This window comes from Micromonospora sp. NPDC005367, from assembly GCF_040606825.1.
Classification (GTDB): domain Bacteria; phylum Actinomycetota; class Actinomycetes; order Mycobacteriales; family Micromonosporaceae; genus Micromonospora.
This window is the reverse complement of record NZ_JBEXFP010000005.1, coordinates 179,417-201,613: the sequence shown is the minus strand read 5'-3', so window position 1 is coordinate 201,613 and position 22,197 is coordinate 179,417. Positions and strand designations below refer to the sequence as shown.

The following is a 22,197-nucleotide window of genomic DNA, read 5'->3' as shown; positions in this document are numbered from 1 at the left end:
GATCGGCGGGTCGGCCGGTGGATGACCGGCCGACCCGCCGACCACCGTCAGATGTCCAGGAACCGAACGTCCTTGGCGTTTTGCTGGATGAACGACCGACGCGCCTCGACGTCCTCACCCATCAGAACGCTGAACAACTCGTCGGCGGTTGCCGCGTCGTCGAGCGTCACCTGACGCAGGGTGCGGGTCGCCGGGTTCATCGTCGTCTCCCACAGCTCGGGATAGTTCATCTCGCCGAGACCCTTGAACCGCTGGATGTCGTCCGGCTTCGCGTTGGGCTTCTGCTGCTGGCGCAGCGCGATCAGGCCGTCGCGCTCCCGGTCGGAGTACGCGTACTGCGCGTCGTCGCCCTTCTTGTTCCACTTGATCTTGTAGAGCGGCGGGGCCGCCAGGTAGACGTGACCCAGCTCGACCAACGGCCGCATGAAGCGGAAGAGCAGGGTGAGCAGCAACGTCTGGATGTGCTGGCCGTCGACGTCCGCGTCGGCCATCAGCACGATCTTGTGGTAGCGCAGCTTCTCGATGTCGAAGTCGTCGTGGATGCCGGTGCCCAGGGCGGTGATGAGCGCCTGGACCTCGTTGTTCTTCAGCACCCGGTCGATCCGGGCCTTCTCCACGTTGAGGATCTTGCCGCGGATCGGCAGGATCGCCTGGGTCCGCGGGTCGCGGCCCTGCTTCGCCGAGCCGCCCGCCGAGTCACCCTCGACGATGAAGACCTCGGACTCGCGCGGGTCGGTGGACTGGCAGTCGGCCAGCTTGCCGGGCATCGAGCCGGACTCCAGCAGCGACTTGCGCCGAGCCAGCTTGCGCGCCTGCTGGGCGGCGATCCGGGCGCGGGCCGCCTGGGACGCCTTCTGGATGATGGTCTTGGCCTCGGCGGGGTTGCGGTCGAACCAGTCGACCAGCCGGTCGTTGCAGACCCGCTGCACGAAGCTCTTGACCGGGGTGTTGCCGAGCTTGGTCTTGGTCTGGCCCTCGAACTGCGGGTTGGCCAGCTTCACCGAGATGATCGCGGCGAGCCCCTCGCGGATGTCCTCGCCGGAGAGCTTCTCGTCACCCTTGAGCAGCTTGCGGTCGGTGCCGTAGCGGTTGACGACGCTGGTCAGCGCGGCCCGGAAGCCCTCCTCGTGGGTACCGCCCTCGTGGGTGTTGATCGTGTTGGCGAAGGTGTAGACCGACTCGCCGTACGACTCGTTCCACTGCATGGCGATCTCGACCGACATGCCCTCCTCCTCGGCGCCGAACTCGACCACCGTCTTGTGGATCGGGTTCTTCGAGGCGTTGAGGTGCCGGACGAAGTCGGCGATGCCGCCCTTGTAGAGGAAGGTGACCTCGCGCGGCTTGCCCTCCTCGCCGTCGTCGACCCGCTCGTCGAGCAGGTGGATGGTGAGGCCACGGTTGAGGAAGGCCATCTCCTGCAACCGGCGGTAGATGGTCTGGAAGTCGAAGTCGACCGTCTCGAAGACCGCCGGGTCGGGCCAGAAGGACACCGCCGAGCCGGTGCTGTCGGTCGCCTCACCCTTCTCCAACGGGCTCGGCTTCGAGTTGGCGTACTGCTGCCGCCAGAAGAAGCCGTCCTTCTGGATCTCGACGGCCATCCTGGTGGAGAGGGCGTTCACCACCGAGACGCCGACGCCGTGCAAACCACCGGAGACGGCGTACGCCTTGCCGTCGAACTTGCCACCGGCGTGCAGCACCGTCAGCGCCACCTCGACACCCGGCTTCTTCAGTTTGGGGTGCAGGTCGACGGGGAAGCCGCGGCCGTTGTCGGTCACCTGGACGCCACCGTCGGCTAGCAGCACCACGTCGATGGTGTCGCAGTAGCCGGCCAGGGCCTCGTCGACCGCGTTGTCCACGACCTCCCAGACGAGGTGGTGCAGACCCCGCTCGCCGGTCGACCCGATGTACATGCCGGGCCGCTTGCGGACCGCCTCAAGTCCTTCGAGAACGGTGATCGATTCTGCGCCGTACTGCTGGTTGTCCTGCGCTGCCACCCTCGGCCACTTTCTCGCGCCGTGAGCACCGGGATGGGCGCTTCGGGCGCGGGGTTCGGCGGACAGGACGCGACGTCGGCGCGGACCGGCACCGGAGGAGTCCGGTCACGGGTCGGTACGCGCCGGTCGCCGCGGTTGCCCGCGGATCGCGATCGGCTCGACCCGACGTGAACAATGATCGCGGGCCCTTTCGGGGCCCGTGTCTCCTCGCTCCGCACCGGGTCTTCGTCTCTACACCAATCTTACTGTGCGTCGGAGACAGAACCGCCACTCGGCACCCTCGCAGAAGGGCTGAGAACTCCGTAGCGGGCCGAATCGCCGCGTCCACGACTCCCCCCACGCGCAAGGCCAAGATCGACGGGCCGTGCCGCTCGCGAGTGCACCCGGGTCGGGCGATTCGAGGGGTCGCGGAGCCGCCGGTGGTGCCGTACGTTGGCGGCGGTCCCGACCGGACTTGATCTTTCTCGGTTGGAACCGGACGATCGACCCGATCAACCCCCACACGTGCCGTTAAGAGGTGACCCCAGATGGGGCTGGACAACGTCGCGGTCCACTGGCCGCGTACCGGCCGCTTCTACGACCCGGTCGCACCGGCCGAGTTCGTCGACTTCGGCGAGATCGTCGATCTGCCGAGGATCTCCGCGCCGACAGCCGCGCTGGCCGAATTGATCGCGAAGACCGGCACGGTCCGGGCGACGGTGTACACCGAACTGGTCGACCTGCTGCTCGGCCTGGAGGGTGTGCTCTACGCCACGGACGCCGCGGCGGAGGACGAGGATCCGGTGATCGACCCGGACGGCTGCGGTTGGATCGCCGACGGCATCGAGCGTTTCGTCGCCGGGCACCGGCCGCACGGCGAGACGGTGACGTTCGAGTCGGTGAGCGCGGTGTTGCGCGAGCTGCTCGGCGACGGGCGCCTGGCCGAGCAGCAGCTGCGCTGGTTGGACGGACGGCTCGACGGCCTGCGCGACGAGAGCGGCGAGCCGCCGCAGTGGAACTTCACCTGCGCCGAGCTGGGGGTCCTGGCCGCCTTCTACCGGCGCTGCGCCGACCGCGGCTTCGCCGTCTACGCCGAGTCGGCCGCCCCGCGCCGGGCGACGCACTCCTGACCGGGTCCCTGCCGGGCCCACCTCCACCGGATGGCCCGGCGGGGAAGGCTCCTCCGTCAGGAGAGCGGCGCGGCCTCGGCGCGGTTAGCGGCGGCGATGACGGTGATGAGCGCGGCGTGCAGCTGCCGCAGCTCCGCCACCGGCAGTCCGAGCCGCTCCACGATCGCGGCCGGGATCTGCTCCGCCTGCGCCCGCAGCGCCTCTCCGGCCGCGGTCAGCGTGACGGCGAGGCTGCGCTCGTCGGCGGCGGCCCGCTCGCGGTGTACGTAGCCGGTCGCCTCCAGCCGCTTGAGCAGCGGGGAGAGGGTGCCCGGGTCGAGTTGCAGGAGCCGGCTGAGCTCGCGCACGGAGAGCGGGGCGTACTGCCAGAGCGCCAGCATGACCAGGTACTGGGGATGGGTCAGTCCCATCGGCTCCAGCAGTGGGCGGTAGACCGCGACGACGCTGCGCGCGGCGACCGAGAGCGCGAAGCAGACCTGTTCCTCCAGGGCCAGCGGATCCCGGTCGGCCATCTCGTCGCGCACTACTCGCCCCCCTCGTAGACCGGTGCTATCGTACCGGCATTTGGTGCCCCAACTATTGGTACACCAATTGTTGGTAGTCCAACCATCAGGGAGGTGGGATGGCGATGGGCGAGGAGAAGCCGGCCCAGAAGCCGGGCGAGGGCGGCCGGCTCATGAGGTGGGCGTACAAGCACCTGGCCGGTCCGGCCGAGGTCCAGGGCGCCGTCCAAGGCGGCTCGGCGGTGGCCCGGGAAATGTGGAAGCAGGACCTGGAGAACCGCAAGCGCTACAGCCGGGAGCAGCGGGAACGCAAGCGCGCCGCCCGCGAGGCCCGCGACGGCAACTGAGCTGACGCGCGAACCACGATCAACCGTACGTGTCCCGTGGGCCGCGACCACGGACCCGGCGCGGCCCACGGGACCACGACGGTGCAGCCGGGCCATGGATGTGCAGCTTGCGCACCACGTTGTGGCCGACCTCGCGAGCGATCTGCTTCAACAGTGAACCGGCGAGCAGACGCAGCTGGGTCGCCCAGGCGGTACTGCGGGCCTCGACGGTCAGCTCCCCGTTCTCCAGCTTCACCGGGCGGCTGTGCTGCGCCACCTCCGGCCCGACCACCCGCTCCCACGCGCCGAACACCGTCGCCTCCGCGGCCGGCTGCTGCCAGCCCCGGGCCTTCACCAGCCGGTCCAGCACGGCACCGAGCGGCTGCGGGTCGCGCGGATCCGGACCGGGACCCGAGTAGCCGCGCATCCGCCGCTCGCCGGCACCGCCACCACCGGTCGAACCCCGCCGGCGGTTCGTGGGCTTCGCGTCCCGCCGCGCCTTCGCCGCATCGAGCACCGCACGCGCCAACTGCGGCCCCGACGGTGCGTCCGGGTCGGCGCCACCGACGGCACCGGTCGGGCCGGGACCGTCGGGCCGGAGCCCGCCGTCACCGGCCGCGGCGTCCGAGCCGGTCACGCCCCGACCGGCAGCCTGGTCACGCCGGTCGGTTCCGCCATCGGCGGGAGTACGCGCACCCGGGCGCCCGGTCGACGCGGCGCGGCTTCGTCCACCCGTGCCCGCCCCACCGGCCCCGGTGGCCTCCGGGTCATCCGACACGACTCACCGTCCCGTCGCCCACCGCGTAACGCACGCCCCGCAGCGCGGCGGGCACGTCGTCGTCGACCGCGCAGGTCACCAACAGCTGGCTGGCCCCGCCGACCAACTCGGCCAGCCGTTCCCGGCGCCCGGCGTCCAGCTCGGCGAAGACGTCGTCCAGCACCAGCACCGGCTCGATCCCGTCGGCGCGTAGCAGGTCGTACCCGGCCAGGCGGAGCGCCAGCGCGAACGACCATGACTCGCCGTGGCTCGCGTACCCCTTCGCGGGCAGCGGACCGAGGGTGAGTGCCAGCTCGTCCCGATGCGGACCGACCAGCGTGGTGCCCCGTTCGATCTCTGCCGACCGCGACTCGGCCAGCGCGACCGTCAGCGCCTCGGCGAGTGCGGCCCGGTCCAGGGTCGGCTCGGCCAGCTCCACAGACGGCCGGTACGCGATCCCGGCGGCCCCGCGCCCCGCGGCGACCGCGTCGTACGCCTTCGCCACGTGTGGGGTCAGCGCCGCGATCAGCTCCAAGCGGCCGGCGAGCAGTTCCGACCCGTGGCGCGCCAGGTGCGTGTCCCAGACGGCGAGGGTCGACAGGTCGCCGCCCCGCGACCCGCCCGTCTTGCGGGCCAGGTACGCGGTGCGCAGCAGTGCGTTGCGCTGTTTGACCACCCGCTCGTAGTCGGCCCGCACCCCGGCGAACCGCGGCTGCCGGCTGACCAGCAGGTCATCCAGGTAACGGCGGCGCTCGGCCGGATCGCCCCGGACGAGTTCGAGGTCCTCCGGAGCGAAGAGCACCAGCCGCAGCGCGCCGAGGACGTCCCGGGCCCGACGAGCCGGGGAACGGCCCAGCCGTGCCCGGTTCGCCTTACCCGGAACGATCTCCAGCTCGACCAGCAGCTCCCGCTCGTCGTGCACGATCGCGCACCGGATCACCGCCGATCCGGCGCCCATCCGTACCAGCGGCGCGTCCGTGGCGACCCGGTGACTGTCCAGGGTCGCCACGTAGCCGAGCGCCTCGATCAGGTTCGTCTTTCCGACGCCGTTGGCGCCGATCAGGACGTTCGCCCCCGGCTCCAGGTCCACACCGACCTGCTCGTACGAGCGGAAGTCGACCAGTTCCAGCCGGCGGACGTACACAGGTTGTGGATACCGCTCAGCGCTTGTGGACGGCGTGCCCGCCGAACTGCTGACGCAGCGCGGCCACCGCCTTCATCGCGGGCGAGTCCTCCTGGCGCGAGGCGAACCTGGCGAAGAGCGAGGCGGTGATGACGTTCAGCGGCACGGCCAGCCGGACCGCCTCGTCCACCGTCCACCGGCCCTCGCCGGTGTCTTCGGTGTAGCCGCTCAGCTCGGCCAGCTCCGGGTCCTCGTCGAGGGCCCGGTCGAGCAGGTCGAGCAGCCAGGACCGGACGACGGTGCCCTCACGCCACGACTTGAAGACGCCCGGCACGTTGGTGACCAGCTCGGAGGCGGCCAGCAGCTCGTAGCCCTCGGCGTACGCGTGCATCAGGCCGTACTCGATGCCGTTGTGCACCATCTTCGCGTAGTGACCGGCTCCGACCGGGCCGGCGTGCACGAAACCGAACTCGCCCTCCGGCTTGAGCGAATCGAAGATCGGCATCAGCCGGGCGACGTGCTCCTCGGCGCCACCGACCATCAGCGCGTAGCCGTTCTGCCGGCCCCAGACGCCGCCGGAGACCCCGACGTCGATGTAGCCGATGCCCTGCTCGTTCAGCCGCTCGGCCCGCGGGCCGTCGTCGCTGAACCGGGAGTTGCCGCCGTCGATGATGATGTCGCCCTCACCGAGTACCTCGGCGAGCGCGTCGATGGTCTCGTCGGTCACGCCGGCCGGGACCATCACCCAGACGGCCCGCGGCGACTCGAGCTTGTCCGCCAGCTCCGCGAGGGACGCAACGTCGCTCAGCTCCGCGTTGTGGTCGAAACCGACCACCTCGTGGCCGGCGGCGCGCAACCGCTCGCGCATGTTGCCGCCCATCCGGCCGAGTCCTACCAGGCCGAGCTGCATTTGTTCTTACCTCCGGTGCGTGGGTGTTGCGGGCGCGATCAGCGAGACACGCGGATCGGCATGATGAGGTAGCGGTACCCCGGCACGACCTCGCCATCCTCCCCGGCGGGCGAGATCACCGCGGGTTTGAAGGCGTCGACGAACGAGAGTACTGCGGTCTGTACGCCCAGGTTGGCCAGGCCGTCGATCAGGTACTGCGGGTTGAAGCCGATGGTGAGCGGGTCTCCGGTGAAGGTGGCCTCCATCGCCTCGCTGGCGCGCGCCTCCTCGGACCCACCGGCCTCGACGACGAGCCCGTCCGCGCTGAAGCTGAGCAGCACCGGGGTGGTCCGCTCGGCGACCAGTGCCACGCGCTTGACGACCTCGATCAGGGTGCTGACCAGCACCCTGGCCTCGGCGTTGTGGCTGCTCGGGAAGAGCGAGCGGACCGGCGGGTAGTTGGCGCCGTCGAGCAACCGGCTGGTCGTACGCCGGGTGCCGCCGGCGAAGCCGATCATGCCTTCGCCGGCGCCGCCCGCGGCCAGCGCCAGCGTGACCTCGCCGCCGATCGGGCCGAGGGCCTTGGCGGTGTCGTGCAGGGTACGCGCGGGCACCAGGGCGTTGATGCTCACGTCCGCGTCGTCCGGGTTCCACTGGATCTCGCGCAGCGCCAACCGGTAACGGTCGGTGGCGAGCATCGCCAGGGTGCTGCCGGACAGCTCGATCCGGACACCGGTCATCATCGGCAGGGTCTCGTCCCGCCCGGCGGCGATGGCGACCTGGGCAACCGCGGCGGCGAAGGTGGCCGCGTCGACGGTGCCGGCGCTCTCCGGCATCTCCGGCAGGGACGGGTAGTCCTCCACCGGCATCGTGGGCAGGGTGAACCGGGCGCTGCCGCAGACCAGCTCGAGGTGGGCGCCCACCGCGGCGATGTCCACCGGCTTGGCCGGCAGCGCCTTGGTGATCTCGGCGAGGAGCCGGCCGCTGACCAGCGCCGCACCGTCGGCGTCTCCCTGGACCTCGACGGTCACCTGGCTGGAGACCTCGTAGTCGAACCCGGAGACCTGCAGGTTCCCGTCGGTGACCCGGAGCATCACGCCGGCCAGCACCGGGACGGACGGCCGGTTGGGCAGGCTCTTCGCGGTCCAGGCCACGGCCTCAGCGAGCGCGTCGCGCTCCACTCGGAACTTCATCAATGCCTCCGCGTCGACGTCGACAACAACTCTCTCATGCCGACCGCTGCCTGCCGACCCGCCCGACGGGGCGGGTACTCATCGCACCTTAAGACGCGACGACATCGGCTGTGTGCCCGACCCCACGGAGGGAGTCCCTGCTCACCGCTGCCTCGGCAGCGTTCGGCCCGATCCACAGAAAGTCCAACGGTGATGATTGGTTTTTGTTCTTTCAGAAGAGATAACTCATCGTCTTCATCGCACCTGTGCAAACTGTGGAGAACCGGCGTTTGCGCAGGTGAGACAGGTTATCCACCGGTGAGTTGGCTGTGGAGAACCGGGGGGTAAACCCGGCTCGCAGTCCACAGGCCGCGGCTGCCCCCAGGTTGTCCACCGTTGTCCACCGGTTATCCACCGTCAATCCACCGACTTTCTCCCCAGGTCTGTGGATCGTCCGGACCATCGGATCCGCCGTTATCCCCAGAACCTTCAACAGCTTGCCCACAGGTCGACCGCCATCGGTGGATGACGGCCCAGTTGTCCCCAGCCGTCCACACCCTGTCCCCAGGAGTTGTCCACAACCTGTGGGTAATCGGGAGCGGACCTAGCGTAGTTATCCACCGTCGGTGGACAACGGGATGTGGACAACGATCGCGAGCGGTGGACGGACACGGCCCCGATCCTGTGGGTTCGACCGGCTCGAGGGTCAATCGACCGGGCTGTGGAAAGCGTCGAGCCCCGCCGTGGGCGGGGCTCGGGTCACTCGGCCGCGCGTGCGGCCCGCGTACGACTCAGGTGTTCTGCTTGATCCGGTTGGTCAGCTCGGCGATCTGGTTGTAGAGCGAGCGGCGCTCGGCCATCTGCTGCCGGATCTTCCGGTCGGCGTGCATGACGGTGGTGTGGTCGCGTCCACCGAACGCCTGCCCGATCCGGGGCAGCGAGAGGTCGGTCAGCTCCCGGCACAGGTACATGGCCACCTGGCGGGCGTTGACGAGCACCCGGGACCGGGAGTGCCCGCGCAGATCCTCCAGGCTCACCCCGAAGTAGTCGGCGGTCGACGCCATGATCTGGTCGGCGTTGATCTCCGGGCCGGCGCCGTCGGGCATGAAGTCCCGGAGCACCTCCTCGGCCAGCGACAGCTCGACGGTCGACCGGGTCAGGCTGGCGAACGCCGTCACCCGGATCAGCGCGCCCTCCAGTTCCCGGATGGAGTTCGACACCCGGGAGGCGATGAACTCCAGGACGTCCGGCGGGGCGTACATCCGCTCCTGCGCCGCCTTCTTCTGCAGGATCGCGATCCGGGTCTCCAGGTCGGGCGGCTGAATGTCGGCCAGCAGCCCCCACTCGAACCGGGTACGCATCCGGTCCTCGAGGGTGGCGAGCTGACGCGGCGACCGGTCGGAGGTGATGACGATCTGCTTGTTGGCGTTGTGCAGGGTGTTGAAGGTGTGGAAGAACTCCTCCTGGGTGCGCTCGCGGTTCTCCAGGAACTGGATGTCGTCGATCAAGAGGATGTCGACGTCGCGGTAGCGCCGCTGGAACGCGCTGGTCTTGTCGTCCCGGAGCGAGTTGATGAAGTCGTTGGTGAACTCCTCGGTCGAGACGTACCGCACCGAGCGGGCGTTGCCGAGGGTCGTGGCGTAGTGCCCGATGGCGTGCAGGAGGTGCGTCTTGCCCAGCCCGGAGTGACCGTAGATGAACAGCGGGTTGTACGCCTTCGCCGGTGACTCGGCCACCGCGACCGACGCGGCGTGCGCGAAGCGGTTCGACGAGCCGATGACGAATGTCTCGAACATGTACTTCGGGTTCAGCCGGTTGCCGCCCGTGTCGGCCCCCGGCAGCCGGCGCTCGTCCCGGAGCCCCGACCGGTGATCCGCGCCACCACGGCCGGGGCCACTGTCGGTTCCCCCGTCGCGGGGCAGCGCCCGGATCACGTGCTGATCACGTGGGGACGGGGCGTCCTCGCGGTATCGGGGTTCGTAGGGGCGGGCGTCCGGACCCGGCGGGTCGAGCCGGGCGGACTGTTCGTCGAAGCCGCGCCGCTCCGGTGCGATCCGAGGGGCCGGGGCCGGCGACGGATCGGCGAACGCGGTGCTGAACAGCGCTTCCTGCGCGTCCCGGCCCATGCCGAAGTCCGGGTGGTGCGGTTCGCCGAGCTGCGACGAATGCTCCAGCGAGCGTTCGGGCTGCGGCTGATTGGGGATCGGCGGGTCCGGCCGGGTGGCGGGGTGGGACGCGTCGAGCAGATCCGCCGGCCCGACCTCCAGATCGACCGGCCCGGGTTCCGGGGCGCTGCGGTAGACGGTTCCGGCCGGTCGCCCGGCCGGGTCCTCGGCGACCCGTACGGTGACCGCCACCTGGATCGGCCGGCCGAGACGGCGGGTGAGCGCCTCGGTGATCGCCGGGCGCAGCCGCGACTCGATCACGTCCCGGGTGAACGCGTCCGGTACGGAGAGCAGCGCGGTGTCCTCGACTATCGCGCGCAGTCGGGTCAGCCGGAGGTAGGCCCGCTGCTGCGCGGAGATGATCTCGTCGGCGAGTTCGTCGGTCGTCGCCGTCCACACCGCGGCAAGGTCGGTCGAACCGGCCACCGTCGTGCCACCCCCTCGCCTCTGCTCCCCGGCCGTCGCTGTCTGCCAGCCGGCCGTCGCTGTCCCGCCGCGTGAGCGCGGATGGCGCTTTACCACCCGAACGGCCGACCAGTCGTCGTCCACAAGTTATCCACAGCCTGTGTACCGACCGATTGTGGCCGTTCGTCGGACGCGGGTGGGACCTGCCCCTGCCTGATCGGGCGCTGAAGCGGGTACACCGTGCCGAACGATTCACTACCTTGTCCGGTCTTGCCGGTCGCCGACGATCCAACCCCCGACGTCGACCGCAATCGGGCACGGTAACAGCGTTGTCCCTGCGCCATCAACCGGCGACGCGGCCCCCGCGTTCTCGGTATGAGCGAAAACCGCCGCTTCGGTCGTCGGTGCGTCCGTGTGGGCCCGGGCGATGCTGTTTGACGGTCATTGCCTCCGTGCGTAGGCTGGAGCGGCTGCTCTCACGCCCTCTGCTAGGGTGATGGGTGCTTGCTGCCCGCGTAGGTCTCCCCGAATCGGTGAGGTGCCACGTCGTCGGGCAGCGCCGATTGGAGGCCACCGCGTAGTGGCCTGGACCACCACACGATTCCCGGGTCTTCACCGTCTCGGGACGTAGGACAACGGAGAGCCTGACGTGAGCAAGCGCACCTACCAGCCGAACAACCGCCGGCGCGCCAAGACCCACGGCTTCCGGCTGCGCATGCGCACCCGGGCCGGGCGGGCCATCCTCTCGACCCGTCGCGCCAAGGGCCGCGCCCGCCTGTCGGCCTGAGGCCGACCGGGCAGGTCCGGGGAGACGTGAGGCAGTCGTGCTGGCCGCCGCGCAGCGACTGCGGCGCAGCACCGACTTCGCCGCAGCGGTCCGGGGTGGCCGACGCGCCGGCCGTGGCGCGGTCGTGGTGCACCTGACCCTGCCGACCCCTCCCGAGACAGCGACACCGACCTCGTCGGAGCCGGCGCGGAACGCCGGCGCGGAGCAGCCGTCCGCGCCGACCCGCGCCGGCTTCGTCGTATCCAAGGCCGTCGGGCCGGCGGTCGTCCGTAACCGGGTCCGTCGCCGCCTGCGGCACCTGGTCCGGGAACGGCTGGGCGAACTGCCCGTGGGCAGCACGTTGGTCGTCCGCGCACTGCCCGAGGCCGCCGACGTGGCCTACCCGCGGCTCGGCGCCGACCTGGACGCCGCGATCGCCGCCGCCCAGGTGCCCCGGAGGCGGCGCCGGTGAGTTTCAGTTCGGCCGCTCGCCGGTCCAACAGCCTGGCCGCCCGTGTGCTGATCGGGCCTATCATCGCGTACCGTCGTTGGATAAGTCCGGCACTGCCGGCCCGCTGTCGGTTCTACCCGTCGTGCAGTGCGTACGCGCTAGAGGCGGTGGCCCGGCACGGCGCGGTCCGCGGGACCGGGCTGGCGGTCCGGCGGTTGTTGCGCTGCCACCCCTTCCACCCAGGTGGACATGACCCGGTGCCGGAGCCGGGCGGTCGCCGCCGTGCCGATGTGACTGGAGCTCCGAATTGAGTCTCGACTGGATCTACTACGCGATTTCGTGGATCCTGCTGACCTGGCACTCGGCCTGGGATGCCATCGGAGTGCCCGTCGACGCCGTCATCGGCACGAACTTCGCCTGGATCCTGGCCATCTTCTTCCTGGTGGTCACCGTCCGGGTGATCCTGTTCCCGGTCTTCGTTAAGCAGATCAAGTCGCAGCGCGCGATGCAGGCGTTGCAGCCCCAGGTCAAGGCGCTGCAGGAGAAGCACAAGGGTGACCGGGAGACGCTCCAGAAGGAGATGATGGAGCTCTACCGGAAGGAAAAGGCCAACCCCCTCATGGGCTGCCTTCCGATGTTCCTCCAGATCCCGGTCTTCCTCGGCCTGTTCCACACGCTCAAGCGGCTCAACCCGGACAATCACCTCAAGACGCTGTACGGCTGGTCCGTCGACCAGTTCAACAGCGCCTCGAGCGCGAAGCTCTTCACCGCCCCGATCTCCGGCCGTTTCGGCTCGACCCCCGCAGAACTGGCCAACCTGGGCGCGAACGGCACCACCGTCAAGATCATCGCTGGCGTCCTGGTCCTGGTGATGATGGGTACCACCTACCTCACCAGCCGACAGATGATCCTCAAGACCGGTTGGGCCGAGGACCCGCAGCAGCGGATGATCCAGCGACTGATGCTCTACGGCATCCCGCTCTCGCTCCTGGTGTCTGGCTCGATCTTCCCGATCGGTGTGATCATCTACTGGGTCACCAACAACCTCTTCACGCTCGGCCAGCAGCAGTGGGTGCTCCGCAAGTACCCGCCGCCGCCCACCGCCTCCAAGGCCACGACGTCTACGTCGACCCGCAAGACGGTGCAGCCGGCCAAGACGAGTGGCCTGTTCGGTCGCAAGCCTGCCCCGCAGGTGCCGACCAAGGCCACCGCCCCGAAGGTCGCCGCGCCGAAGCCGGGCGCGAAGCCGGCCAACCCGAAGAAGGGGCGCCCCGCCAAGCGGCAGGGCTGACGTGATCCGGGCCGCCGCGGGAGACCGTCGGCGGCCCGTTCCGCACCGTGCAGCCGCCGTACGGCCGGCGCCGGGTGGAACACACCGCGCGCGACGCGGGCACGGGCGAAACTGCCCGTACAGACGTGCCCGTGGCACCGGCGACCTCCAGCCGGGCCCGGGAGACCAGCGGACCCGACGGTCCGGCCGAGCGAGTACGGAGATGACACCGTGACCGATACCAGCATCCCCCGCGCCGACGAGTCCCTGGACGAGGAGGGGACGGCTCCCGTCGCGTCCGGCGACGACACCGAGGTCGAGGCCGAGGAGGCCAACGGCGCGGGCCGGGAGAAGAAAGCCCCGGCCGAGAGTGACCTGTTCCGGCAGAGTGAGATCGCTGCCGACTACGTCGAGGGTCTGCTCGACATCCTCGACTACGACGGCGACATCGACGAGCTGGTGTCCGGTGGGCGCCCGATGGTCGAGGTCGTCGGCGCCAGGCTGCAGAGCCTCGTCGGCCAGCGCGGTGCCACCCTCGAAGCGCTCCAGGAGCTGACCCGGCTCGCCGTCTTCCGGCAGACCGGTTCGCCGAGTCGGCTGCTGCTCGACGTCGGCGGCTACCGCGCCACCCGGCGCAAGGAACTCGCCGCGGTGGCCCGCAACGCGGTCGAGAAGGTCAAGGAGTACGGCGAGTCCGTCCGGCTGGAGCCGATGTCCGCCTTCGAGCGCAAGTGCGTGCACGACGTGGTCAACGCGATCGCCGGAGTGGAGAGCGAGTCGGAAGGCGTCGAGCCGAACCGTCGTATCGTCGTCCGGCCGCTGGACTGACCGGGTGACCCACGAAGACGCTCCGACCGGCCCGGGTGGCACCTCACCCGGGCCGTCGGCTGTCCGGCCCGGCGACCCCGCGGAAGACTTCTCGCGTTCCTCGGGTACGACGGACACCCCCGACCCCGCCGTCGCCACGTTGCCGGTGGAACTGGCCGATGCGGCCCGTGCACTCTTCGGCGACCGCCTCGACATCGCCGCGGCGTACGCCGAACTGCTCGCCACCGACGGGGTGGTCCGCGGCCTGATCGGCCCTCGGGAAGCGCCCCGGATCTGGGATCGTCACCTGCTGAACTGCGCGGCGGTGGCCGAGCGGATCCCGGAGGGCGTCGAGGTGCTGGACGTCGGCTCCGGCGCCGGCCTGCCCGGTCTCGTCCTGGCGATCGCGCGTCCCGACCTGGCGGTCACCCTGATCGAGCCGCTGGCCCGACGCACCTCATTCCTGATCGAGGCGGTGGACCGGCTCGGGCTGGGCGAGTCCGTTCGGGTGTTCCGTGGCCGGGCCGAGGAGGCGGCTACCGGTGCGCCCGGCATCGCCCCGCTGCGCGGGGACGTGGTCACCGCTCGCGCCGTCGCGCCGCTGGACCGGCTCGCGGCCTGGTGCCTACCACTCGCCGTGCCGAACGGACGGCTGGTCGCGCTCAAGGGCGCCTCGGCGGCCGAGGAGATCGCCGAGCACGAGGCCGCGGTCGCGAAGCTCGGCGGCGGGGAGCCGACCGTGTACCTCTGTGGCGTCGGTGTGATCGACCCGCCGGCCACCGTGGTGGAGGTCGTACGGGAGCGGGTTGTGGGCCCGGCCCGCGCGGCGGCCGCCAAGACGAGGTCCCGGGGTGGCCGTTCGCGCCGTCGCTGACGGCGCGAACGAGCTGTCGCCGCGCAAGTGGCGGGCGCCCTGCTGTGATACCGATCGCGTTCGCCGCAGCAGGGCTCGCCGTGGTCCCCGCCCGCGCTGGATGACCAGCGGTTCCGTTGCGGCACAAGCCTTTCCCGGTAGGTGCCTGGGTCGTTGAAACCGGTGCGGGTGGAGGAAGGGATGAGAACCCGACGTGGACCGGCCGCGCCTGTGCGCCGTAGGCTGACCGCGCGTCGATAGTGTGGAGCGGATGGCGACGGACGTTGACGGTCCCGGCCGCTCCCGCTGGCTACGGGCACCGTGAAAGGCGTGTGCGGACGTGGCCAGTTGGCGGGTGCGGACCGACCATCCGAAGCGGGCAGGGATGACAGGTGCATGACGACGGCAGGTACGACGACCCACGAACGAACAGGTCGGCCAACGACCACGTTTCACGTGAAACCAGCTACCCCGCCTGGTCCCCCGACGGGTCCGGGCCGGAGCAGCAGGCGACCCGCCCGCCGGACTCCGGACCGCGGCCGGTGAACGCACCGTCCGAGGCGCGGTCGGCCGCGACCCGGCGCAACACCACAGCGTCGGCGCGATTCGAGCAGGCCGTCCCGCACCAGCCCACGCCCGACGCGGTACGGGATGCGACCGCAGCCCCCGACGCCCCCGCTGTCCCGGCCGAGCCGTACGAGGCCGCGCCGGTTGACCCCTCGGCCGTTTCACGTGAAACGGCCGAAGATGATGACCCACCGTTGGCAATGGAGGCGATGCGCGCCGTGCAGATCCTGAACCCCAGTGGCGAGGTGACGATGCCTCGACCGGAGCGGACCCGGGTCATGTGCGTCGCGAACCAGAAGGGCGGCGTGGGTAAGACGACCACCACCGTCAACCTGGCCGTGGCGCTCGCGCTGCACGGCAATCGGGTGCTGGTGGTGGACCTCGACCCACAGGGCAACGCCTCCACCGGGTTGAACGTGCCGCACCACACCGGTGTGCCGGACGTCTACGACTGCCTCATCAACAGCGTGCCGCTGGAGGAGGTGGCGCAGGCCGTGGAGGGCATCCCCAATCTCTGGTGCGTACCGGCGACCATCGACCTCGCAGGAGCCGAGATCGAGTTGGTCTCCGTGGTGGCCCGGGAGTCCCGGCTCGCCCGAGCCATCGCCGCGTACCCCGGCCACTTCGACTACGTCTTCATCGACTGCCCGCCCTCGCTCGGCCTGCTCACCGTGAACGCGCTGGTGGCCGCCCAGGAGGTGCTGATCCCCATTCAGTGCGAGTACTACGCGCTGGAAGGGCTGAACCAGCTCATCAACAACATCAACCTGGTCCGGCAGCACCTCAACCCGCGACTCGAGGTCTCCACGATTCTGCTCACGATGTACGACCGGCGTACCCGTCTGGCTGACGCGGTCGAGCAGGACGTCCGCAACCACTTCGGCGACAAGGTCCTGCAGGCGGTCATTCCGCGGAACGTACGCGTCTCCGAGGCGCCCAGCTATGGGCAGTCCGTGATGACCTACGATCCCGGATCGCGGGGTGCCACGAGCTACTTCGAGGCAGCCCAGGAGATTGCCGAGCGCGGCGTCAAGGAACCGGTGGGCCGGAATGCGTAGTGCGGACGAGTCGTCTGGAGGCATGGCATGAAGAACCGTCCTCGGGGCGGCCTGGGTCGAGGTCTGGGAGCACTCATCCCGACCGGGCCGGTGCCGGGTGCCGGAACGGAGGTAGTCGAGCCGCCGGGCAACCTGCCGTCCGCGGATGCGGGTGCGGTGGCCGCCGTTCCGCCGGCTGCGGACGCACCGGGCGCGCCGCCGGCGGAGCCCGAGCCGGCGCTGAGCCCGGTGCCGGGAGCCCGGTTCGCCGAGATCCCGGTCGACGCGATCATGCCGAACCCGAAACAGCCCCGACAGGTCTTCGACGAGGAGGCGCTCGAGGAGCTGAAGACCTCGATCCAGGAGGTCGGCTTCCTCCAGCCGATTGTGGTCCGCCAGCTCGACGACGAGAAGTACGAGCTGGTGATGGGCGAACGCCGCTGGCGGGCCGCCCAGGCGGTCGGTAGGGAGAGCATCCCGGCGATCGTGCGGGACACGCGAGACGACGCGATGCTCCGGGACGCACTGCTGGAGAACATCCACCGGGCGAACCTCAACCCGCTGGAAGAGGCGGCCGCGTACCAGCAGCTGCTGGAGGAGTTCGGGGCCACGCACGAGGAGCTGGCCCGCCGGATCGGGCGCAGCCGCCCGCAGATCTCCAACACCATCCGACTGCTCAACCTCCCCGCCCAGGTGCAGCGGCGGGTCGCCGCCGGGATTCTCTCCGCCGGGCACGCCCGCGCTCTGCTGAGCCTCGACGACGCGGAGGCGCAGGAGCAGCTCGCTCTGCGGATCGTCGCCGAGGGTCTCTCCGTACGTGCGACCGAGGAGATCGTCGCTCTGGCCCTGAACGACGGACCGGCCAAGCCCTCGGCCGCCAACCGGCGTCCGAAGCCGCACGCGCCGGCCCTCAACGATCTGGCCGATCGGCTGTCGGACCGCTTCGACACCCGGGTGAAGGTGGACATCGGCCGGAGCAAGGGCAAGATCACGATCGAGTTCGCCACGGTCGACGACCTGGAACGGATCGTAGGGATCATCGGTGTCGGCGAGGAGTCGTCCGAGTCCTGACTGAACGAGACCGACGGCCGCGCACCCGGGGGGTGCGCGGCCGTCAGTCTGTCAGGGATGAGCCGAGTCGTGGCCGTGCTGCGCCGCCCCGCGTCGCTGGCGGGCTGTCGCGACCCACGATCACCCGGAGGGCCCCAAGGCCTCGGTGTCGATCGTCGGGAGGTCCGTAGCGAGCTTGAGCCGATCTCGGCCGGCGTCGCATGCCCCCACGGCCCACGGCAAGATCGCGCTGTTTCCTGGATCGAGTGGCATCCCGGGCGCGTTGAGGCCACTGAATCCAGGATCGAGCACGATCTTGCGGCCGGGCGCCCAGGGAGAGGACAGGGGGACACCGCGGCGAGACGGGGAGAGGCAGGGACAGGACGCGACAGGCCGGCCGAGCGGTCGCGTCAGCGATCCCTGTTTCACGTGAAACGCGGCCCGACGGGGCACTGCGGGGACGGTGATGGCAGTGTCGAACTTATCCACAGCGGTTATCCACAGGCACCCCCCGTTTCACGTGAAACAGCGCGTGAAACCGCCTACCCGCCTGTGGATGACGCCCCGTTCCTGAGTCGCCGGAGCCCTGTGGATATCTCTGTGGCCGGACCGCCGGCGACATCGGGATGGTCCGCGACAACGGTTGGTGCGGAGTAGGGACAGCGGTCCCGGACTCGACTAGGGTCACCCTCGTGCACGACACCCCTCCCGCAGTCCCGGACTTCACCCAGTGGCCTTCGTTCCCCTTCGAGGGCGACCTTCGCGTCAAGCAACTCGATGATCCGGTCCCGGTCGAGCCGCCCCGCAAGGGCGAGGGCAACCGGGAATGCATCGCGTGCAGTGCGCCCGATGAGGCGTACATCTGGGTCGGCGAGCGGTGGCGGGTACGCGCCATGGACCGCCCCACGGGTCTGCCCATGGTCCTCATCCTCGAGTCCCGGTCCCACCTCGATCTCGGGGATCTGCCGAACCTGCTCGCTGCCGAGCTGGGTGTGATGACGGTACGGCTGGAGCGCGCGATCCGGTCACTGGACGACGTGGCCCGGGTTCACGTGAATCGCTGGGGCGACGGCTCCGCGCACCTGCACCTGTGGTTCCTCGCCCGCCCGTACGGCCGCCTTCAACTGCGTGGCACGTTTCTGTCGCTCTGGGACTCGATCCTGCCGCCGATCCCCGAGGCCAAGTGGCGAGAGAACCTTGCACTGGTCGCCGCCTGGCTGGCGGACTTCGGTGGGCGTCCGCTCGCGGAGCCGCCCCGGATTCAGTGGCAGGCACCATCCAGCCTCTCTGCGCCGATCCCCGTCGCCGACGCGGACCCCGGCCCGGCGACCGAACCCGCGTCGGTCATCGAGGCAGCAGAGGAGGTTCCGGTCGACTATCCGGCCGTCGACGATGCTCCCGCTGGTGGTGGCAGTCCGGCCCTCGGCGGGAACCCCTCCGCAGACGGTGACGGCTCAGCCGCCGGGAGGGCGGAGCAGGTGACCGACGGGCGGGGCGCCGGAGAGCCAACCAGCACGACGGAGAGCTCGACGCCTTCGGAGCGCAGCAACGCGGTGGAGAGCACGCCGCTCCGGGACAGGTCGACGGATGAGAATTCCGGGCAGCGACCGAAGGTGCCTTCCCCGCGACGCCCCGACGAAGACGTCACCACACGGACCGTCGGCGACTGAGGCGTGCCTCGGAACCAGAACCCGAGCCGCAGGGCTGGGTGGGCCGGCCCTACCCGATCCTCGCCGCACGCAGCGAGTAGACCTGAGGAACGGGCAGTCCTGCGGGGAAGCGGAAATGACCGCTGTCGTGCTCGTGCAGGAACTCCAGGCGGAGGCCGGCGGCGGCCAGGGCACTGACCACCTCGCCGATGCCGTGCAGCCATTCGACCGTCAGGGACGCGGTGATCGGCGCGTCGGGATCGGCGTAGGTCCCTGGCGCATCCACGACGATCGGGCCGCGCTGGAAGTAGTTCCCCTCGATGGTGCGGCCGTCGTCGGCGAGGACATCGGCAACGGGATGGAACTCGGCCAGATAGAGGAAGCCTCCAGGAGCCACCAGCTTGGCCGCCGTCTGCGCCCACCCGGCGATGTCGGGGAGCCAGCACAGCGCGCCGAAGCCGGTGTAGACGATGTCGAAAGTGCGCCCGTCCAGCGCCTGGACGGCGTCGTACACGTCGGCGGCGATGAAGCGGGCGGTGGTGGCGCCGATTCGCGCGGCGAGAGCGTTGGCCATGTCCACGGCGGGTTCGGAGAAGTCCAGGCCGGTGACGGTGGCTCCGCGCCGGGCCCAGGACAGGGTGTCCAGCCCGATGTGGCACTGAAGGTGCAGCAGGCCCTTGCCGCGGACCTCACCGATCTCGTCGAGTTCAAAGTCGCGGAGCGTGTTCCTGCCTGCGATGAAGCCGGGGAGGTCGTAGAAGGGGCTGGCAACGTGGACCGGAACGCGTTCGTCCCAGTTGGCGCGGTTGGCCGCACGCCAACCGGTGGCGTCCGGAGTCGTCGTCATGGTGCGCAACGCTGCCAGGCGAAGGGACGACGATCAACCGGCTTCCGCGCCGCGGTGGAGGTCGATCGCCTCCGCCGTCACCGCGGACAGCTTGCCGACGTCAGGGACGCCGGGCGGCGGCGTGGGCGACGAGCTTGCCGAGCACCTGCCCGAAGTCCAGGCCGGCGGCCGACACGGCGAGCGGCAGCAGCGACGTCTCGGTCATTCCCGGGGAGACGTTCACCTCCAGGACGTGCGGCTGCCCGTCGGCGTCGACGATGAGGTCGACCCGGGACAGGTCCCGCAGGCCCAGGGCCGTGTGCGCGGCGAGCGCCACGTCCGCCACGTTCGCCGCAACCTCCTGGTCGAGGCGCGCCGGCGTGTGCCAGGTGGTCCGTCCGGCCGTGTACCGGGCGGCGTAGTCGTACACACCGTTGCGCGGCACGATCTCCACGGCCGGCAGTGCCTTCGGGCCGTCGCCGAGGTCGAGGATGGACACGGCCACGTCCATCCCGGGCACGTACCGTTCGACGAGCGCCGTCGAGCCGTACGCGAAGCAACCCACCATCGCGGCCGGCAGCGCCGCGCTCTCCCGGACCACCGCAGCACCCAGGCCGGAACCGCCCTGCGCCGGCTTGACCATGAGCGGTAGGCCGAGCCGGTCGACAATCCGGTCCAGTACCGCGACGGCGCCCAGTTCGGAGAAGCGGTCGTGCGGCAGCGCCACCCAGTCGGGAGTGGGGATGCCCGCCTCGCGGAGGACGGTCTTCGCCGAGGGCTTGTCCCAGGCCAACCGGGACGCCCGCGCGTCGCATCCGACGTACGGAACGTCGCAGAGGTCGAGTACGCCGCGCAGCGAGCCGTCCTCCCCGGGCGCGCCGTGCAGAGCGATGACGACGGCATCCGGCGGGTCGGCGGCCAGCGCCGGCAGCAGCGCGGTGTCGGCGTCCCGGAGTTCGACGTCCATGCCGACGTTTCGTAGGGCGTCGAACACCCGGCGGCCGGAGCGCAGCGAGACGTCCCGTTCGTACGAGAGCCCGCCCGCCAGTACGAGGACGTGCAGGTCGTCGTGGCCGGCTGGTTCGGTCAGCTCGGTGTGGTCGGCAGCGGTCGTACCCATGCCGGAATCATGCCAAGGCCGGCCCTGGCGCATCCGAACCGGTCCGGCGGCGGGGACCCTCGCCACGTACCGCACCGAAGACGTGCCGTGTCGCGATCTCCTGCTCCATCACTCCGGCAAGCCGGCGCACACCCTCCCGGATCCGCTCCGGCGGCGGGAAGCTGAAGTTCAGCCGCATGTGGCCGGCACCGGAGCCGTCCGCGTAGAAGCCGGTACCCGGCACGTACGCCACGCGGGCGGCCACCGCGCGCGGCATCATCGCCTTGGAGTCGAGGCCGGCGGGCAGGGTGGTCCACACGAAGAGACCCCCGCCGGGCCTGGTCCAGCTGGTGCCCTCCGGCATCAGGTCGGCGAGCGCGTCGAGCAGCGCGTCCCGACGCTCCCGGTAGACCTCCCGGTAGACCTTCAGTTGCTCCCGCCACGGCATGGTGTTGAGGTACGTCGCCACGGCGGCCTGCGCGTAGCCGCTGGGACACAGGATCTGCGCCTCGCTCGCGATGACCAGCTTGTCACGGACCGCGTGCGGCGCGAGGATCCAGCCGACCCGTAGGCCAGGGGCGAACGTCTTGGAGAAGGTGCCGAGGTAGAAGACGCCCTCCCGCCGACGGGCCCGCAGCGGCGCGGGCGCCTCGCCCTCGAACCCCAGCTGACCGTACGGGTCGTCCTCGATGACGAGCAGGCCGGCGCGCTCGCAGATGTCGAGGACCCGCTCCCGTCGCTCCTCGGTGAGCGTGACGCCGGTCGGGTTCTGGTAGGTGGGGATGGTGTAGAGGAACTTGACCCGCCGGCCGGCGCGTGCCTGCTCGGCGATGGCGGCCTCCAACGCCTCCGGGATGAGCCCGTCGGAGTCCATCGGTACGTGCACCACCTGGGCCTGGGCAGCCTGGAACACCCCGAGCGCACCGACGTACGTCGGGCCCTCGGCGAGCACCACGTCGCCCGGATCCAGGAAGAGGCGGGCCACCAGGTCGAGCGCCTGCTGCCCGCCGACGGTGACCACCACGTCGTCCGGCGACGCGCCGCAGGAGGCGTCGATCCCGGAGAGGGCCATCACCTCGCAGATCCCCTCGCGCAGCTCCAGCGTGCCCTGGCCGATGCCGTACTGCAGCGTGGTCGCGCCGTGCTCGGAGCCCAGCCGGCCGAGCATCTCGCCCACCGCGTCCAGCGGCAGCGCCGTGATGTAGGGAGCGCCGCCGGCCAGCGACACGACCTCCGGACGACTCGCCACTGCGAAGAGGGCTCGGATCTCCGAGGCCTTCATGCCCCGTACGCGCCGGGCGTACCGGTCGGTGTAGTCGTCGAGCGTCGTGCCGGCCATGACATCACCTCGATCGCTGGAAGGCGGACTTCCGCCCTGG

The 22,197-nt window shown here is 70.4% G+C and carries 21 protein-coding genes; 11 read left to right on the top strand and 10 right to left on the bottom strand.

Annotated elements, in window-relative coordinates; translation table 11 throughout:
• Positions 1-47: 47 nt before the first annotated feature.
• Complete coding sequence (gene gyrB, locus ABZS42_RS06160; protein ID WP_355142853.1) at positions 48-1,994, bottom strand: DNA topoisomerase (ATP-hydrolyzing) subunit B; 1,947 nt, start codon at positions 1,992-1,994, stop codon at positions 48-50.
• 527 nt (positions 1,995-2,521) lie between these two features.
• Here gyrB and ABZS42_RS06155 point away from each other — a divergent pair.
• Positions 2,522-3,103 (top strand): hypothetical protein, encoded by a 582-nt coding sequence (locus tag ABZS42_RS06155; protein WP_355142852.1) that lies wholly within the window; start codon positions 2,522-2,524, stop codon positions 3,101-3,103.
• Between the two features lie 56 nt (positions 3,104-3,159).
• On the opposite strand, the gene ABZS42_RS06150 is transcribed toward ABZS42_RS06155, so the two are convergent.
• The gene (locus tag ABZS42_RS06150) at positions 3,160-3,615 is read right to left on the bottom strand and encodes a MarR family transcriptional regulator (protein WP_355142893.1); all 456 of its coding nucleotides are present in this window, start codon (positions 3,613-3,615) and stop codon (positions 3,160-3,162) included.
• Positions 3,616-3,725: 110 nt separating this feature from the next.
• Between ABZS42_RS06150 and ABZS42_RS06145 the strand changes: the two genes are divergently transcribed.
• The gene (locus tag ABZS42_RS06145; protein ID WP_355142851.1) at positions 3,726-3,953 is read left to right on the top strand and encodes a hypothetical protein; all 228 of its coding nucleotides are present in this window, start codon (positions 3,726-3,728) and stop codon (positions 3,951-3,953) included.
• 19 nt (positions 3,954-3,972) lie between these two features.
• Here the strand turns inward: ABZS42_RS06145 and ABZS42_RS06140 are convergent, their stop codons facing one another.
• The 5 genes from ABZS42_RS06140 to dnaA form a co-directional block, all read right to left on the bottom strand.
• Entirely contained in the window at positions 3,973-4,569 is a 597-nt protein-coding gene (locus ABZS42_RS06140) for a DciA family protein (RefSeq protein WP_355142850.1), read from the bottom strand.
• Between the two features lie 130 nt (positions 4,570-4,699).
• Entirely contained in the window at positions 4,700-5,833 is a 1,134-nt protein-coding gene (gene recF / locus ABZS42_RS06135) for a DNA replication/repair protein RecF (protein WP_355142849.1), read from the bottom strand.
• A gap of 16 nt (positions 5,834-5,849) precedes the next feature.
• Positions 5,850-6,722: a phosphogluconate dehydrogenase (NAD(+)-dependent, decarboxylating) gene (gnd, locus tag ABZS42_RS06130; RefSeq protein WP_355142848.1), complete on the bottom strand. Its 873-nt coding sequence runs from the start codon at positions 6,720-6,722 to the stop codon at positions 5,850-5,852.
• Positions 6,723-6,760: 38 nt separating this feature from the next.
• The gene (gene dnaN, locus ABZS42_RS06125; protein WP_355142847.1) at positions 6,761-7,894 is read right to left on the bottom strand and encodes a DNA polymerase III subunit beta; all 1,134 of its coding nucleotides are present in this window, start codon (positions 7,892-7,894) and stop codon (positions 6,761-6,763) included.
• A gap of 770 nt (positions 7,895-8,664) precedes the next feature.
• Positions 8,665-10,464: a chromosomal replication initiator protein DnaA gene (gene dnaA, locus ABZS42_RS06120; protein ID WP_355142846.1), complete on the bottom strand. Its 1,800-nt coding sequence runs from the start codon at positions 10,462-10,464 to the stop codon at positions 8,665-8,667.
• A 628-nt stretch (positions 10,465-11,092) separates the two neighbouring features.
• On the opposite strand from dnaA, the gene rpmH reads away from it, so the two are divergent.
• The 9 genes from rpmH (at position 11,093) to ABZS42_RS06075 (ending at position 18,914) form a co-directional block, all read left to right on the top strand.
• On the top strand, positions 11,093-11,230 hold the full coding sequence (rpmH, locus tag ABZS42_RS06115) for a 50S ribosomal protein L34 (RefSeq protein WP_007073824.1): 138 nt from the start codon (positions 11,093-11,095) through the stop codon (positions 11,228-11,230).
• A 37-nt stretch (positions 11,231-11,267) separates the two neighbouring features.
• A complete protein-coding gene (gene rnpA / locus ABZS42_RS06110) occupies positions 11,268-11,681 on the top strand; it encodes a ribonuclease P protein component (RefSeq protein WP_355142845.1) in 414 nt (137 codons plus the stop codon).
• Between the two features lie 44 nt (positions 11,682-11,725).
• Entirely contained in the window at positions 11,726-11,971 is a 246-nt protein-coding gene (gene yidD, locus ABZS42_RS06105; protein ID WP_355142892.1) for a membrane protein insertion efficiency factor YidD, read from the top strand.
• Positions 11,968-12,951, top strand: a complete 984-nt coding sequence (gene yidC, locus ABZS42_RS06100) for a membrane protein insertase YidC (protein WP_355142844.1) — start codon at positions 11,968-11,970, stop codon at positions 12,949-12,951. Before yidD ends, yidC begins: the two co-directional genes overlap by 4 nt.
• Before the next feature lie 210 nt (positions 12,952-13,161).
• On the top strand, positions 13,162-13,758 hold the full coding sequence (locus ABZS42_RS06095) for a R3H domain-containing nucleic acid-binding protein (RefSeq protein WP_355142843.1): 597 nt from the start codon (positions 13,162-13,164) through the stop codon (positions 13,756-13,758).
• A gap of 139 nt (positions 13,759-13,897) precedes the next feature.
• The gene (rsmG, locus tag ABZS42_RS06090) at positions 13,898-14,611 is read left to right on the top strand and encodes a 16S rRNA (guanine(527)-N(7))-methyltransferase RsmG (RefSeq protein ID WP_355142891.1); all 714 of its coding nucleotides are present in this window, start codon (positions 13,898-13,900) and stop codon (positions 14,609-14,611) included.
• Positions 14,612-14,982: 371 nt separating this feature from the next.
• The gene (locus ABZS42_RS06085; protein ID WP_355142842.1) at positions 14,983-16,215 is read left to right on the top strand and encodes a ParA family protein; all 1,233 of its coding nucleotides are present in this window, start codon (positions 14,983-14,985) and stop codon (positions 16,213-16,215) included.
• Positions 16,216-16,242: 27 nt separating this feature from the next.
• A complete protein-coding gene (locus tag ABZS42_RS06080) occupies positions 16,243-17,265 on the top strand; it encodes a ParB/RepB/Spo0J family partition protein (RefSeq protein ID WP_355142841.1) in 1,023 nt (340 codons plus the stop codon).
• Between the two features lie 896 nt (positions 17,266-18,161).
• Positions 18,162-18,914 (top strand): hypothetical protein, encoded by a 753-nt coding sequence (locus tag ABZS42_RS06075; RefSeq protein WP_355142890.1) that lies wholly within the window; start codon positions 18,162-18,164, stop codon positions 18,912-18,914.
• A gap of 49 nt (positions 18,915-18,963) precedes the next feature.
• On the opposite strand, the gene ABZS42_RS06070 is transcribed toward ABZS42_RS06075, so the two are convergent.
• The 3 genes from ABZS42_RS06070 to ABZS42_RS06060 form a co-directional block, all read right to left on the bottom strand.
• Entirely contained in the window at positions 18,964-19,740 is a 777-nt protein-coding gene (locus ABZS42_RS06070) for a methyltransferase (protein WP_355142840.1), read from the bottom strand.
• A gap of 100 nt (positions 19,741-19,840) precedes the next feature.
• A complete protein-coding gene (locus ABZS42_RS06065; protein ID WP_355142839.1) occupies positions 19,841-20,839 on the bottom strand; it encodes a D-alanine--D-alanine ligase in 999 nt (332 codons plus the stop codon).
• A 7-nt stretch (positions 20,840-20,846) separates the two neighbouring features.
• Positions 20,847-22,157 carry a PLP-dependent aminotransferase family protein gene (locus ABZS42_RS06060; protein WP_355142838.1) on the bottom strand — a complete coding sequence of 437 codons (1,311 nt, stop codon included), beginning with the start codon at positions 22,155-22,157 and terminating at the stop codon, positions 20,847-20,849.
• Positions 22,158-22,197: the final 40 nt, after the last annotated feature.